Annotated in this window: 9 protein-coding genes; 6 read left to right on the top strand and 3 right to left on the bottom strand. The window is 68.6% G+C overall.

Going from position 1 to position 14,589, the window contains the following annotated elements; genetic code table 11:
• Positions 1 to 7 precede the first annotated feature (7 nt).
• The 3 genes from MF609_RS19035 to MF609_RS19025 form a co-directional block, all read right to left on the bottom strand.
• A complete protein-coding gene (locus tag MF609_RS19035; RefSeq protein ID WP_242417652.1) occupies positions 8 to 871 on the bottom strand; it encodes a glucosamine kinase nucleotide-binding domain-containing protein in 864 nt (287 codons plus the stop codon).
• Complete coding sequence (dld, locus tag MF609_RS19030) at positions 868 to 2,556, bottom strand: D-lactate dehydrogenase (RefSeq protein WP_242417651.1); 1,689 nt, start codon at positions 2,554 to 2,556, stop codon at positions 868 to 870. The genes MF609_RS19035 and dld overlap by 4 nt, the downstream gene beginning before the upstream one ends.
• 191 nt (positions 2,557 to 2,747) lie before the next feature.
• Positions 2,748 to 5,663 (bottom strand): TonB-dependent receptor plug domain-containing protein, encoded by a 2,916-nt coding sequence (locus MF609_RS19025; protein WP_242417650.1) that lies wholly within the window; start codon positions 5,661 to 5,663, stop codon positions 2,748 to 2,750.
• 369 nt (positions 5,664 to 6,032) lie between these two features.
• Between MF609_RS19025 and MF609_RS19020 the strand changes: the two genes are divergently transcribed.
• From MF609_RS19020 to MF609_RS18995, 6 genes are all read left to right on the top strand, one after another.
• Positions 6,033 to 8,372 (top strand): penicillin acylase family protein, encoded by a 2,340-nt coding sequence (locus tag MF609_RS19020; protein WP_242417649.1) that lies wholly within the window; start codon positions 6,033 to 6,035, stop codon positions 8,370 to 8,372.
• Entirely contained in the window at positions 8,369 to 9,967 is a 1,599-nt protein-coding gene (locus MF609_RS19015) for an N-acyl-D-amino-acid deacylase family protein (protein ID WP_242417648.1), read from the top strand. The genes MF609_RS19020 and MF609_RS19015 overlap by 4 nt, the downstream gene beginning before the upstream one ends.
• Positions 9,968 to 10,285: 318 nt before the next feature.
• Positions 10,286 to 11,323, top strand: a complete 1,038-nt coding sequence (gene dgcN, locus MF609_RS19010; protein WP_242417647.1) for an N-acetyltransferase DgcN — start codon at positions 10,286 to 10,288, stop codon at positions 11,321 to 11,323.
• Complete coding sequence (gene dgcA, locus MF609_RS19005) at positions 11,281 to 12,273, top strand: N-acetyl-D-Glu racemase DgcA (RefSeq protein WP_242417646.1); 993 nt, start codon at positions 11,281 to 11,283, stop codon at positions 12,271 to 12,273. The genes dgcN and dgcA overlap by 43 nt, the downstream gene beginning before the upstream one ends.
• Positions 12,273 to 13,511: a dicarboxylate/amino acid:cation symporter gene (locus tag MF609_RS19000; protein WP_242417645.1), complete on the top strand. Its 1,239-nt coding sequence runs from the start codon at positions 12,273 to 12,275 to the stop codon at positions 13,509 to 13,511. Before dgcA ends, MF609_RS19000 begins: the two co-directional genes overlap by 1 nt.
• Positions 13,508 to 14,392, top strand: coding sequence for a LysR family transcriptional regulator (locus MF609_RS18995; protein ID WP_242417644.1), 885 nt, complete (start codon positions 13,508 to 13,510; stop codon positions 14,390 to 14,392). Before MF609_RS19000 ends, MF609_RS18995 begins: the two co-directional genes overlap by 4 nt.
• The last annotated feature ends 197 nt before the right edge of the window (positions 14,393 to 14,589 follow it).

Genomic DNA, 14,589 nt, shown 5'->3' with positions numbered 1-14,589 from the left:
CGCAACTTTATGTCGCGGGCAGGTCGAACCCCGCCAGCCGGATCGCCCCGTCCAGCGGATCGCCCAGCGGCGGGCAGAGATGTGCGACAGTCCGCACCCGCAGCCACGGATGCAGCCGCGCCGCCAGCCCGCCGACCAACGTGCAGCGCGTGACGCCGCGAGCGACGATCGTTTCGATGAAGCGCTCGACATGGCCGGCGGCGTCCTCGACGATCGACCGCGCGATGGGATCGTCGGCGTCGGCATGGTCCATGACGATCGGTGCCAGTGCGCCATAATCGCGCGGCGACGCCCCGGCCATCCACGCCACCGCCCGCACCGTGTCATGGTCGAACCGCGCGGAGATCGCATCGGCCAGCGGCGTCCACTGCGTCCGCCCGTCCAGCGCGCGAAGGGCATGGCGCACCGCGCTCAGGCCCAGCGCCGCGCCGCTCCCCTCGTCCGACACCGGAAAGCCGTATCCGCCCAGCGCCACTTCCCGGCCCTCGATCCGCAACAGCGCCGCGCTGCCGGTGCCGAGGATCAGGATCGCGCCGTCGCCGCCGCCATGCGCGCCCAGATGCGCGATCTGCGCATCGCTGGCCAGCGCGACCGATCGCACGCCGAAGTCGGTCGCCTCCAGCGCGGCGCGAATGCCGGGGCGACGGATGCCGGCGATCCCCATGCCGACGCGGACCCCGGCGCGCTCCGCCGGCGACAGCATGGCCGTGGCCTGCCCGATCACATCGGACAGTACGGTGCGCAGCGCGTCGATCCCGATGCCGGCATTGGCCGCGCCCGCCCGCCCGCTGCCGACCTCCCGCCCGGCCGCATCCACCAGCCGCGCGCGGCAATTGCTGCCGCCGGCATCGATGCCCAGGAAGAACGTCACGCCCCCCAGCCCCGTTGGCGCGGCATATGCCCGATGCCGGGGTTCAGCTGGTTGCGCGGGTCGAGGCTGCGATAGAATCCCGCCAGCGCGGGCTTGGCCGGATAGAGGTGGCCGACATTATGCTCGGCGGGATATTGCGCGCCGACCGCATCCAGCCGCTTCCACAGCGCATGTTCGAACGCCAGCGGATCGACACCCTTGCGCACGATATAGTCGCGGTGGAACACATGGCAGAAGAAATGCCCGTAATAGAGCGTATCGACGACCTGCACCGCTAGGTCGTCGGGCAGCACCTCCGCCCAGTCGCGCGTGTTGCGCGGCAGGGCGACGTCGAGCGCAACGATATCCTCCACGCGATCGGCATGGACCGCGCGGTAGCGGACCGCCGCCCCGGCCGCGACGAAGCGGTGGAGGAACGCCTTGGCCGCTTCCTCCGCCGTACATTCGAACCATCCGCCGGGCAGCAGCGTGTCGAGCAGGGCGGCGGTCGCGGCCGCATCGTCACGCGGCATTTTCAGCAGCAGATGATGTTCGAACCGGTCGCGAAAGTCGCGCATCCGCCGCGGCAGGTGATCGCCCAGCAGCGCACCCGCCCGCTGCAACACCCGGTCGCTCAGGTTGCGCACGAACCGCCCGGTCACGCCGTCGACCCATGCCTTCGCCGCGAACAGGCGCGGCAGGCGGTCGGTGCCCAGCCGCTCGATCGCGCGGAACGTATCGCGGCCATAGCGGTCGGCGATATCGAACGCCCCGCGATGCATATATTCGCCCGCGATCGGCAGCGAAGCGAACTGGCGCAGCATCGTCCGGCGCAGCTGCGTCAACCGCCCGGGTTCGTCGGTCCCGATATAGAAGGTGACCGTGTCGTCCTCGCGCGCAAAGCTATCCAGCCGCACCGCGAACACGACCAGCTTGCCCGCACTCCCCGCCGCCTCGAACAGGCAGCGCGGATCGGCGTTGAACCGGGCCGGCACGTCGCTGTCGATGTCGCGGACATGATCGCGATAGCGATGGTCGTGCGCCGGTCGGTCCGCCGCCGGATCGACATCGGCGGCGGTGAACGCTCCCCGGTCCAGCCGATCCAGGATACCTTCGGGATCGTCGCCAAGCGCAATGCCCAGATGGTTGACCAGCCTGAGCGTGCCGTCCGCGCCGATGCTGCCGAACAGCGCCAGTTCGGTATAGGCCGGCCCCCGCCGGATCAGCGACCCGCCCGAATTGTTGCAGACCCCGCCGACAACCGACGCGCCAAGGCACGACGACCCGATCACCGAATGCGGCTCGCGCCCCAGCGGCCGCAGCGCCGCCTCCAGCTTGTACAGCGTGGTTCCCGGCAGGCACACGACCTGCTCGCCCCCGCCTAGCAGGTGCAGCCGGTCGAGCCGCGTCGTGCTGATGATGACCAGCCCACCGGGATAATCGTCGCCCTCCGGCGTCGATCCGCCGGTCAGCCCGGTATTCGACGCCTGCATCAGGATCGACACGTCGGCCGCGACGCACGCCTGCGCCACCCGCCACAATTCGACCAGCGTCGCCGGCCGCACCACCGCGACCGCCGCCCCGCTACCGGTACGATATCCCTGCCGGAAGCGGGCCGTACGACGCGGATCGGTCAGGACGTGCCGACGCCCCACCGCCGTGCGCAGGGCGGCGATCAGGCGATCCGTTGCCGGGTTATCGGTCATGCCGTCATCTCGTCCATCGCTCAGGTTCCGGCGCGATCGTCGCACGGGCACATCATCCCTCCACCTTGCACCAATACGTCGCCCCAGCGAAGGCTGGGGCCTCCCGCGGCTCCTGCTGCGCGCGACGACCGGGAGATCCCAGCCTTCGCTGGGATGACGCTTGTTTCAAGCGGAGGGGGCATCCCCTACGATCACCGGGTCCGCATACGGATACCGACCCGGAACGACCGGCCCAGCAGGTCCGAATAGGTGCTGTTCGCCGCCAACCCCGTCTCCGGCAGCAGGATCGGTTCGCGATTGAACAGGTTGGTGACGTTCAGGAACAATTCGGCCTTCGCGCCCTGGCCCATGTCGACCTTGCCGGTCAGGTTGAGGTCGAAATAGGTCGCCCCGTCGATCTTGTTGCTGTCGATCGTCGGGAATTGCGACACCACGCCGGCCGGCCGTCCGACCGGGCAGTTGGTCGAACACACGATATAGTTGTTCGAATAGCTGCCCCCGCTGACCCCGCGTGCCGTGCCGGTGACGGCGAAGCTGTCGCTGTCATAGGTCGCGTTGAAGCGATAGATCCAGCTCGGCAGGCTCGCGCCGCCCAGCTGCCCGACGATATCGACCGGCACGACGTTCGGCACGCCGGTATCGGTGATATTGTCGATATAGCGCGTCGCCAGCGCCTTCAGCGTGACATTGCCCGGCGCGCTGTCGAACACCTCGTCCAGCGCCAGCCGGTACGTCGCGTCGAAGTCGATGCCGCGCACCGTCTGCCGCGCGAAGTTGAACGGGCTGGCGCGGAAGAACAGTTCGCGGTCACCCGTCGTATCGGGACCATAGGCGGCGCAGAACTCGGTCCGCCCCTCGAAGCAGCGATTGATGATGTCCTGCGCGAAGAACTGCCCGATCGCGTCCTGCAGCTTGATGAGGAACCCGTCGGCCGAGAAGGAGAAGCCGGGGATGAAGCGCGGCTGCAACACCACGCCGACGCTGGTCGAATCGGCGATTTCGGGCTTCAGGTTCAGGTTGCCCGTCGTCGTCTCGCGGAAGGTGACGCCGTTGCGGTTGGTGAACGGATCGGTCAGCGTGTTGGTGCGCGACGTGCCCGCCTGGAACAGCTCGCTCAGGTTCGGTGCGCGAATGTCGCGCGACCGGGTGACGCGGAACCGGATGTCGTCGACCGGGGCCCAGGTCGTTCCGACCTTCCACGTCGTGACATAGCCCGAAGTGGAGTAATCGGTCGCCCGCACCGCGCCGTTGAACTCGACGCCCGATCCCAGCGGGACGACGGTTTCGAGATACGCTTCCTTGACGTTGTAGCTGCCGAAGGTGGGCAGGAAGTTGCCGACCGACCATCCGGTCTGGAACTCGGTCGGGACATAGCCCGACACCTCTTCCTTCCGATATTCGCCGCCGACCGCGACGCTGACGTCCCCGGCCCAGGTGGCGAAGGGTACGACCGACAGGTTGATGCCCGCCACCGTCTGCTTCAGCTTCTGGTCGCGATACGGGTCGCCCAGCGCATAGTCGATCGCCCCCTGGCTCGCGACGCCGATCCCCAGCCGGTTCATTGGTACGCAGCCATTGCCCGGTGCGGTCAGCGTCGATCGACACACGATCGTCCCCGCCGCGACGCCCAGCGCATTGCCCGCCGGCGCGAACACCGCGTCGGTCGCATTGGCCATGCGGGTGACGTTCATGATGTCGCGCAGCTGCTCGCGGGCGTTCGTCTCGCCATATTGGCCGTATGCGCTCCACACCGCCTTGTTACCGAACAGCTGGAAATCGCCCTCCGCGCCGACCGCATAACGCTGCACGTCGCGCGAACTGTTGTTCTTGCGGTACGGCAGGTCGACTGCGGTGGTGCCGAGCGTGACCGTGCTGATCCCGGCCAGCCGCGCCGCGCCCAGCGTGTTGATGAGATAGGCGTTGTCGCCGCGCAGCACCGTGCTGGTCGACAGCTGCGGACCGGCGTTGAACAGCGTCTTCTGCCAGTTGTACGAAGCTTCGCCGAACACCGTGATCCAGTCGGCCAGCTGATAGCTGACCCGCCCGAACACGCCGTGGCGGTCGTCATCGGCGTCGAGGCCGATGTTGCGACCCTGGTCGTTCAGCTGCCAGTCGCCGCCCTGCGTCCGGCTGGGCGCGGTGGTGCCCCCCAGCGCCGGCGAGTTGAAATTGCCATAGTTGAACTGGTTCACCGACCCGCCGGCACCGAAATAGAGTCCGCGCAGCCGGTTGGCGACACCGCCGCTCGAATTGATGATGATCCCGCCCGGCGTCGCATTGGCGACCCCGATCTGGTTCAGCGTCAGGAACTGGGGCAGGCCATTGGTATTGGTATAGGCCGGGTTGGTGACGACCACCCGCCCGCGCGCATTCCATTCGCGATCGACCTGGAAGATGCCGTCGCGATGCGCGACCTCCCCGCTCAGCAGCACATGGCCGCGCCCGTCGGCAAAGCTGGTGCCGCCCGCCACGCTGAACGAATAATTGAACCCGTCGCCATATTCGGTGATGCCGCTGTCGGCCGAGACCTTCAGCCCCTCATAGGTCTTGTCGAGCGCGAAGTTGACGACGCCCGCCACCGCGTCCGACCCATAGGCCGCCGACGCACCGCCGGTCACGATCTCGACGCTCTTCACCAGCGCCTGCGGAAAGGTGTTGATGTCGACCAGCCCGGTCACGCTCGACCCGACCGAGCGCCGCCCGTCGAGCAGCACCAGCGTGCGGATTTCGCCCAGCGCGCGCAGGTTCAGCGCGTTGATGCCGGCCAGCCCCGAACTGATCGCGAGGCGCGAATTGGCCGGGCGCAGGCTGCCCGCCACCGCCGGAATCTGGTTCACGAAATCGGCGAGGTTGTTGGTGGGGGAGCTGTTCTGGATCGCCTCCGCGGTCAGCACCGTCAGCGGCGTCGGCGACTGGAACCCGTCGCGCACGACGCGCGATCCGGTGACGAGGATCTCGCCCTCCGCCTGCGTCGCGGGGTCGGCGACCTGTTCGGTCTGCGGCACCGCCTCCTGCGCGAACGCCGGGGTCGCGACGCACAGCGCGGCGAGGCTGGTCGCCCGCGCCAGTGCCGGGAGATACCGCCGGAAGGGCATGGATGTCGTCATGATTAGCTCCCCTTCGCCCGTTGGTCGGGCTGAATTTGTTACCGGATTGGTTCCTGCGGCATCGCCGAACCGATCGTCGTCGCCGTAGCGCCATCGTCGTTCGTGTCGAAGGCGAAAGCTGCGCGGTCGCAGGGACATGCGTCAAGCGATGCGCGGCTATTATCGCTTCGTCGGGCCATAGCCGCAGATTATGGGCGGCCCCGCCATAAACGCGCCCTATGGGCCGGGGCGCGGTTGTCATACCCTGTCGCCGCACCGGCAGTCCTAGGTTCGCGACCGCCGGACTAGCCCCATCCGTTTGCTTCGAGCGCAGGGTCAAAGCTGCTCGAGCCGAACGGACCGGGCCGATCGCAGCGAAGGATAGTGCCGATGATGAACCGCCGCGCCTTTTTACAGGGATCGGCCGCCGCGTTCGCGCTGGTGCCGATGGTCACGGGTGCCGCGCCCGTGCCCGACGCCCTCTCCGCCCCCATCGAGATCGTCGACGACGTGTACGGCGTTCCGCATATCCGCGCCGCGACCATCCCCGATGCGTTCTACGGACAGGGCTATGTCGTCGCCCGCGACCGCCTGTTCCAGATCGATCTCGGCCACCGCCGCGAACTCGGCCGGCTGGCCGAGGCGTTCGGCGCGGATTTCGCGAAGCATGATGCGGCGGCGCGGCTGTTCCACTATCGCGGCGACCTCGACGCCGAACTGCGCAGGATTCCCGCCGACGTGATGGCGTGCGTGCGCGCCTATATCGCCGGGATCAACGCCCGCATCGACGAGGTGCTGGCCGACCCGACGCTGCTGCCGCCCGAATATGCGATCCTGGGGGTCCAGCCGATCAAATGGCGACTTGAGGATTTCGTCCTCGCCCGCGGCGGTGCGATCGGCAATGCCGACGACGAAATCCGCCGTGCGCAACTGGCGGCGATCGGCCTGCTCGACCTCGACGCGATCGTCGCCCCCTTGCGCCCCAACTGGCAGATGACCGTGCCCGACGGTCTCGACACCGCCGCCGTCTCCCCCGCCGACCTCGGCGTGTTGCGCCAGGGTGGCCTGCCCTTCGGCCCCGACACGCCGGTCAACGATCCCGCCGAAGGGCCGATGGCCCGCGCCAATGCAGGCAGCAATGCATGGACCGTCGCGGCGAGCCGCACCGCGACCGGCCGCCCGATCCTGGCGAACGACCCACATCTCGGCATTGGCGGCTTCGGCCCGCGCCATGTCGCGCATCTGACCGCCCCCGGCCTAGACGTCATCGGCGGCGGCGCGCCCGGCCTGCCCGGCATCATGCAGGGCCACACCGACCGCTTCGCCTTCGGCCGCACCAATTTCCATATCGACCAACAGGACCTGTTCATCCTCGAACTCGATCCCGCCGATCCCGAACGCTACCGCCACAATGGCGGCTGGAAACGCTTTACCAAGATCGACATCGCGATTCCCGTGAAGGGCACCGCCCCCTATGTCGCGACCCTGCGCTATTCCGTGCAGGGGCCGGTCGTATCGTACGATCCGGCGAAACGCCGGGCCAGCGTGCTGGCGTCGATCGCGATGCAGCCGGGCGGCGGCGGCGCGTTCGCGATGGTCGCGATCAACCTCGCCCGCGACTGGGCCTCGCTGCGGAAAGCCTTCCGCCTCCACCCCTCGCCCACCAATTTCCATTATGCCGATACGGCGGGCAATACCGGGTGGCAGGTGATCGGCTTCGCGCCCATCCGCAAACGCGGCGATGGGCTGCTGCCGGTGCCGGGCGACGGGCGCTACGACTGGACCGGGATGCGCGACTTCGCGTCGCTGCCAAACGAATATAACCCGAAAAAGGGCTGGTTCGCCTCGGCCAACCAGAACAACCTGCCCGCCGACTGGCCGCGCGACCGCATCCCCGCCTTCTCGTTCCGCGCGCCCTATCGCTACGAACGCATCGCCGATGTCCTCGCCGCCCAGCCCAAACACAGCATTGCCGACAGCGTGGCGTTGCAGTTCGACACGGTGTCGACGCCCGCGCGCCAGTTGATCGCGCTGCTGCCCGCCACCCCCTCTCCGGCAGGCGACATGCTGCGCCGATGGGATGGTCGCCTGACTGCCGATAGCGGCCCCGCCGCGCTGTCCGAAATCCTGTGGCGCGACCTCGGCAAGCGAATGCTGGACGCGATCGTACCCGCAAAGGCGAAGGCGCTGGTGACCGAGATCGACCCGTCGGTCCTGCTCGGCCTCCTAGCGCAACCCGACGCCCGCCTGCCCGTCGCCCAACGCGACGCGATGCTGGCACAAGCGCTCGCCTCGGCATGGACCAGCGCGCAATCGCTGCTCGGCCGCGACCCTGCCGCATGGCGCTGGGGCAGCCTGCATCAGGTCCGCATCGCCCATCCGCTGTCGCGCATCCCCGCCATTGCCGCCGCCTTCCCCTCGATCGAGGGCGGCGCGTCGGGCGGCGACAGCTACACCGTCATGGCCCGCTGGCTGGGCGATGGTCCGGGCTGGCGCGTCGGCGGCGGGGCCAGCTATCTGCAGGTCATCGATGTCGGCGCATGGGACAATTCGGTGTTCCTGAACCTGCCCGGCCAGTCGAACGACCCGCGCAGCCCGCATTATCGCGACCAATACGCCCCCTGGATCGCTGGCCAAACCCTGCCCCTGCTGTTCAGCCGCGCGGCGGTGGACGGAAAGGCCGCGCGCCGTGCTACGCTGACGCCCCAGCCCAGAAGGATTCGCCGATGAAGCGCCGCCTGCCCCTGATCGCCCTGCTCGCCGCGCTTGCCGGCCCCGCCGTCGCGGCCGCACCACGGGTCGACATCGTGATCCGCGGCGGCACCGTCTATAACGGGGCGAATGCCGAGCCGATCACCGGCGACGTGGAGATCGCCGGCGACCGCATCGTCTATGTCGGCCCGACCCGCCGGACCCAGGCGGCGCAGGTGATCGACGCGAAGGGCCAGATCGTCGCCCCCGGCTTCATCGACGCCCACACCCATCCCGACAGCTATATCCGCTCGCCCGATGCGAAGGAGCGGCTGAACCTGCCGTGGCTGGCGCAGGGCGTCTCGACCATCGTCATCGGCGTCGACGGTTATGGCACGCCCGACGTGGCGGAGGATGCGCGCAAGCTGATGGCCGGCGGCATCGGCACCAATGTCGCGCCCTTCGTCGGCTTCGGCTCGGTACGCGGCCGGGTGATCGGACAGGACGACCGCGCCCCCACGCCCACCGAACTGGCGCAGGAAAAGGCATTGGTGGCAAAGGCGATGTGCGAGGGCGCCTATGGCTTCTCGACCGGCCTCTTCTACCCGCCGCAAAGCTTCGCCAAGACCGACGAGGTCGTCGCCATCGCCCGCGAGGCCGCGATCCGCGGCGGCATGTACGACACGCACCAGCGCGACGAATCCAACTATTCGATCGGCCTCATCAACTCGACCAAGGAGGTGATCCAGATCGGTCGTGAGGCGAAGATGCCGGTCCATATCGCGCATCTGAAGGCGCTGGGCGTCGACGTGCAGGGCAAGGCCCCCGAACTGATCGCGACGATCGAAGCCGCGCGCAAGGCGGGGCAGAACGTCACCGCCGACCAATATCCGTGGCTCGCCTCCGGCTCCAGCGTTGACGCCGCGCTCGTCCCCCGTTGGGCCAATGACGGCGGCTATCCCCGCCTGATCCAGCGGTTCGACGACCCGGCGACGCTGGCGAAGATCAAGACCGAGATGGCCGAGAATCTGCGCCGTCGCGGCGGCAAGGAATCGCTGCTGCTGACCAGCGCCGGGATGCCATGGACCGGCAAGACGCTGGGCCAGATGGCCGACCAATGGGGACTCGACCCCATCGACGCCGCGATCAAGATCCTGCGTGTCGCGGACGCCACCGGCAAGGAACCGGCGGGAGTCTCGGTCGCCAGCTTCAACATGATCGACGCCGATGCCGACCTGATCATGCGGCAACCCTGGGTCGTGACCAGCTCCGACGGATCGAACGGCCACCCGCGCCAATACGCGACCTTCCCGCGCAAATATCAGGTCTATGTCCGCGAGCGGAAGGTGATCTCATTGAAGGACTTCATCCACCGCTCGACCGGCGCGACCGCCGACATGTACCGCATGGACCATCGCGGTTACCTGAAGCCCGGCTATTATGCCGATGTCGTCGTGTTCGATCCGGTCAATTATGCGCCGCGCGCGACCTATGTGAACCCGCGCATCCCCAGCGTCGGGGTGAAGGCGCTGTTCGTGAACGGCAAACTCGCATTGAAGGACGGCGCGACCACCGGCGCCGCCCCCGGCCGCGCCCTGCTGCGCCCGACGCCGAAAAACTGTCCGGCCCCCTGATCCATACTTCACCCCCGATCAAGTCGTGCCCTCTGCGAAACGCTCCTTCCGTACCCCGGCGAAGGCCGGGGCCCAGTTGGGGGACGTCGGTAAGATACGGCCAAGCCTTCCCAACTGGACCCCGGCCTTCGCCGGGGTACGGGATTTTCAGGTGATCGGGCGACTTTCGCAAAGGTCTCGATCAAGTCCGGGACAACGATCATCGCTACGCCGCCAATCACCCCATAACCAACCGCTATACCCCCCCGCGACAGCACGATATGACGCACACCGCCACCCCGCCCTATCCCGGTGTCCCGACAGCCAGCAGGGTGCGCGATGATCCCCGGTCCCTTCCTCCTCTATCTCGGCCATTCCGACGACGCGGTCGGTATCAAGACCTCGCGCGGGGTCGCCACCTTCCGCCCCGACGAATGCGTCGGCGAATGGCGGCATGACGACTGCCCACTGACGCTGGGCCTCCCGCGCATGGACGCCGCGCAGGGCCGCGCCGCCGGGGCCAATACGCTGATCCTCGGCATCGCCAATGCCGGCGGCCGCATGGGTGACGCGCTCATTCAGGACGCCCTCGCCGCGATCGCGGTCGGCATGAACGTCGCCTCGGGCCTGCACCAGCGACTGCGCGACGTGCCGCAGATCGTAAAGGCCGCGCAGGACGCCGGCGTCCAGCTGTTCGACGTGCGCGATCCCCCCGCTCACCTCCCGGTCGGCAACGGAAAGAAGCGTGCCGGCAACCGCCTGCTGACCGTCGGCACCGATTGTTCGGTCGGCAAGATGTATTCGACCCTCGCCCTGCAACGCACGATGATCGCGCGCGGGATGAAGGCAGACTTCCGCGCCACCGGACAGACCGGCATCCTGATCGCCGGCTCGGGCGTCCCCGTCGACGCGGTGGTCGCCGACTTCATTTCGGGCGCGATCGAGACGATCACCCCGGCGCGCAGCGACGATGGCTGGGACCTGATCGAGGGGCAGGGTTCGCTGTTCCACCCGTCCTTCGCCGGTGTCTCGACTGGCCTGCTCCACGGCGCACAGCCGCGCGCGATCGTCATGTGCCACGATCCGGCACGCGACCATATGCGTGGGCTTCCCCATTACGCCGTCCCCGGCATCGCCGAGTGCCTCGCCGCCAACCTGTCGGTCGCGCGCCTCACCAGCCCCGACGTGCAGGCGGTCGGCATCGCGCTGAACACGGTGAAGCTGCCCGAGGACGAGGCCCGCCGCCTTTGCGCCGAAACCGCTGACGCGCACGGCCTGCCCTGCACCGACCCCTATCGCTTCGGCGCGGACCCGATCATCGACTGGATGCAGACATGCTTCGACATCTCGACGTCGCCCATGACCGTTTCGGCCTGAGCACCCCCTTCCGCATCTCGCGGGGGGTCAAGACGGCGGCCGATGTCGTCACGGTCACGATCGCCCAAGGCGACGTGACCGGTCGCGGCGAAGCCGTCCCCTATGCCCGCTACGGCGAGGGGATCGAGGATTCGATCGCCGCGATCCGCGCCGTCGCCCCGGCCATCGCCGATGGTGCCTGCCGCAAGGATCTCGCCGCGCTGCTTCCCGCCGGTGCGGCGCGCAACGCGGTCGACTGCGCGCTGTGGGACCTGGAGGCGCGCCTCGCCGGCCGGAGCGTCGCCGCGCTCGCCGGCCTGCGCGAACCGGTCGCCCTCCCATCCGCGATCACCATCGGCCTCGACACGCCCGACGCGATGGCCCGCGCGGCGGCGAAGGTCGCCACCGTCCCGCTGCTCAAGATCAAGGTCGACCGCAGCGATCCCGCCGCGCAGATCGCCGCCGTCCGCGCCGCCGCACCGACGCCCCGGCTGATCGTCGATCCCAACGAAAGCTGGACGATCGACACGCTCGAAACGCTCAAACCCCATTTTCTCGACTGGCGCGTCGACCTGCTCGAACAACCCCTGCCGGCGGGCGAAGACGGCGCGCTCGCCCAATTCGACAGCCCCATGCCGATCGCCGCCGACGAAGCGCTCCACACCGCCGCCGACCTCGACCGGCTTGCCGGACGCTATGACGTGGTAAACATCAAGCTCGACAAGACCGGCGGCCTGACCGAAGCACTCATGCTGGCGAACAGGGCGAGGGAAAAGGGATTCGGGTTGATGGTCGGGTGCATGGTCTGTTCGTCGCTGGGCATCGCCCCGGCCATGCTGCTGGGCGGGCAGGCCGCCTTCGTCGATCTCGACGGCCCGCTCTGGCTGTCCGAAGACCGCCCCGGCGGCGTCACCGACCATGAAGGCATGCTGTCGCCGCCCGCCCCCGGCTTCTGGGGATCGCTCGCCTGATGCGGCGCTGGTTCGCGATTCCGCTGTGGCAGCGGGTCGTCGGCGCGCTGTTCCTCGGCGTCGCGCTCGGGTTGTTGTGGCCTGATGGCGCGGCGGCGATCAAGATCATCGGCGACCTGTTCGTCCGGCTCATCAAGATGCTGGTCGTACCGGTGGTCCTCATCACCATCGCCGCCGGCATCGCGTCGCTCGGCGATCCGCGCCGGTTGGGCGGGATCGGCGGGCGGACGGTCGCGCTATTCGCCTTCACCACATTGGTCGCGGTATCGGTCGGCATGGGGTTCGGCCTGTTGCTGCAACCGGGCGACGGCATCGCGCTGACCGGCGTCGCGCCGCATGTGCTGGGGCCGCCCGTCACCCCCGCCGACCAGCTGCTCGGCATCGTGCCCGTGAACATCGTCGACGCGCTGGCCAAGGGCGACATGCTCGCCATCATCTTCGTCGCCGTCCTGCTCGGCATCGCCAGCGTCGTGTCGGGCGAACCGGGCAAGCCGGTCGTGGCACTGCTGCAGGGCCTCTCCGCCGTCCTGCTCCACCTCGTGCGCATCGTGATGGAGGTCACCCCGTTCGGCGTCCTCGCCCTGATCGCCAACGCGGTCGCGGGGAACGGCATGGCGGTGTTCGTCAATGTCGGCTGGCTGGCACTGTGCGTCATCCTCGGCACGCTGGCCCAGATGGCGTTCCATGCCGGGCTGCTGCGCTTCGTCGCGAAGCTCCCGGTGGTGCGCTTCTTTCGCGGGATCGTCGATGCGCTGATCGTCGCCTTCTCGACCGCCTCCTCCTCCGCCACGCTCCCGGTCGCGCTGCGCGTATCGCAGGACAATCTCGGCATCGCGCGGCCGATCGCCTCGACCGTACTGCCCTTGGGCGCCAGCATCGGCAAGGACGGCACCGCCATGTATGTCGGCCTGCTCGGCCAGTTCGCGTTGCAGGCGCTGGGCATCGCGCCCGATGGCTGGATGCTGGGGGTGATGCTGGCGACCGGCGCGCTCGCCGCGTTCGGCACCGCGCCCGTGCCCTCCGCCTCGCTGTTCATGCTCGCCGCCATGCTCGGCGCGGTCGGTGTCGGCGCGGAACAAACCGCGCTGGTCGTCGGCCTCGTCCTCCCCTTCGACCGGCTGCTCGACATGACCCGCACCGTCGCCTCGGCCAGCGCCAACCTGACCGTCGCAACGCTGGTGGCGCGTGCCGAAGACGGGCTGGACGAGGGCCGCTATCGGGGCCACACGGCGACATGAACCTGCGCCATATCGAGATTTTCCACGCCGTCTACGTCAACGGCTCGGTCAGTGCCGCCGCCCGCGCGCTCAACATCTCGCAGCCCTCCGTCTCCAAGACGCTGCGCCATGCCGAGACATTGCTCGGCTTCGAACTGTTCCAGCGTACCAACAGCCGCCTCGTGCCTACCGAAGACGCCCACGCCCTGTTCGGCGACGTGGCCGACATTCAGGAACGCGTCCGCGCCCTGCGCGAAGCCGGCCGCAACCTGCGCAGCGGCGGCGGCGCGACGCTCCGCATCTCGGCGCTCCCCAGCCTCGCGCTCGGCGCGCTGCCGACCGCCGTCGCGCGCTTCATGGCGAAGCGCCCCGACGTCCGCTTCGACCTGCAGACGGTCCATCACGACGACCTGCTGCGCAAATTGTACGAGCGCGAAACCGACATCGCCATCGCCGCCGAAGTCCCGCGCGGCGCACCGCTCGGCAAGGTGTGGCTCGGCGAAGGCGAACTGGTCGTCCTCTACCGCGACGCCGACCTGCCCGATGCCGCGCAACGGATCGAACTCCCGCAGCTGGTCGGCCACCCCTTCATCACGCTCGCTGCCAGCGGCCCGATCGGCCAGTTGTTCGCACAGGAACTCGAACGGCTCGGCATCGAATTGCAGGAGGTCGCCTCGGCACGCACCTTCTACATCGCCGCCGCGCTGGTCCGCGCCGGCGTGGGATTGAGCATCGTCGACAATTTCACCGCCGAAGCCTCGCTCACCGACGGCCTCGCGATGCGCGCCTTGAAGCCCTCGCTGACCTTCGACGTCCACGCCATGCACCTGCTCGACCGCCCGCCAAGTGCCCTCGCCAGCGAATTCCTCGGCGTCCTGCGCGAAGTGATCGAGGCACCGTAAGGCGTCCCGCTTCTTCCCACCCCGGCCACAAACGTCACCCCAGCGCAGGCTGGGGTCTCCCGGTAATGGAGCGCGCGCCTCGCCGCAGGAGGCCCCAGCCTTCGCTGGGGCGACGCGAGCTTTCCTACAAACCCCTACCCCGCTACCTTGGGCCGGCTCTTTCTCACTGCCGCAACCCGCCCGACGCAAAGCGCCAC

Origin of the sequence: Sphingomonas panni, from assembly GCF_022664435.1 — a bacterium.
GTDB lineage: Bacteria > Pseudomonadota > Alphaproteobacteria > Sphingomonadales > Sphingomonadaceae > Sphingomonas > Sphingomonas panni.
The sequence above is the reverse complement of the archived record's forward strand: the minus strand, read 5'-3'. Positions and strand labels throughout refer to the sequence as shown.

Excerpts from the sequence above, each read along its gene's own strand:
- dld (WP_242417651.1), bottom strand. The coding sequence starts at position 2,556 with ATGACCGATAACCCGGCAACGGATCGCCTGATCGCCGCCCTGCGCACG.
- MF609_RS19025 (WP_242417650.1), bottom strand. The coding sequence starts at position 5,663 with ATGACGACATCCATGCCCTTCCGGCGGTATCTCCCGGCACTGGCGCGG.
- MF609_RS19020 (WP_242417649.1), top strand. The coding sequence starts at position 6,033 with ATGATGAACCGCCGCGCCTTTTTACAGGGATCGGCCGCCGCGTTCGCG.
- MF609_RS19015 (WP_242417648.1), top strand. The coding sequence starts at position 8,369 with ATGAAGCGCCGCCTGCCCCTGATCGCCCTGCTCGCCGCGCTTGCCGGC.
- dgcN (WP_242417647.1), top strand. The coding sequence starts at position 10,286 with ATGATCCCCGGTCCCTTCCTCCTCTATCTCGGCCATTCCGACGACGCG.
- dgcA (WP_242417646.1), top strand. The coding sequence starts at position 11,281 with ATGCTTCGACATCTCGACGTCGCCCATGACCGTTTCGGCCTGAGCACC.
- MF609_RS19000 (WP_242417645.1), top strand. The coding sequence starts at position 12,273 with ATGCGGCGCTGGTTCGCGATTCCGCTGTGGCAGCGGGTCGTCGGCGCG.
- MF609_RS18995 (WP_242417644.1), top strand. The coding sequence starts at position 13,508 with ATGAACCTGCGCCATATCGAGATTTTCCACGCCGTCTACGTCAACGGC.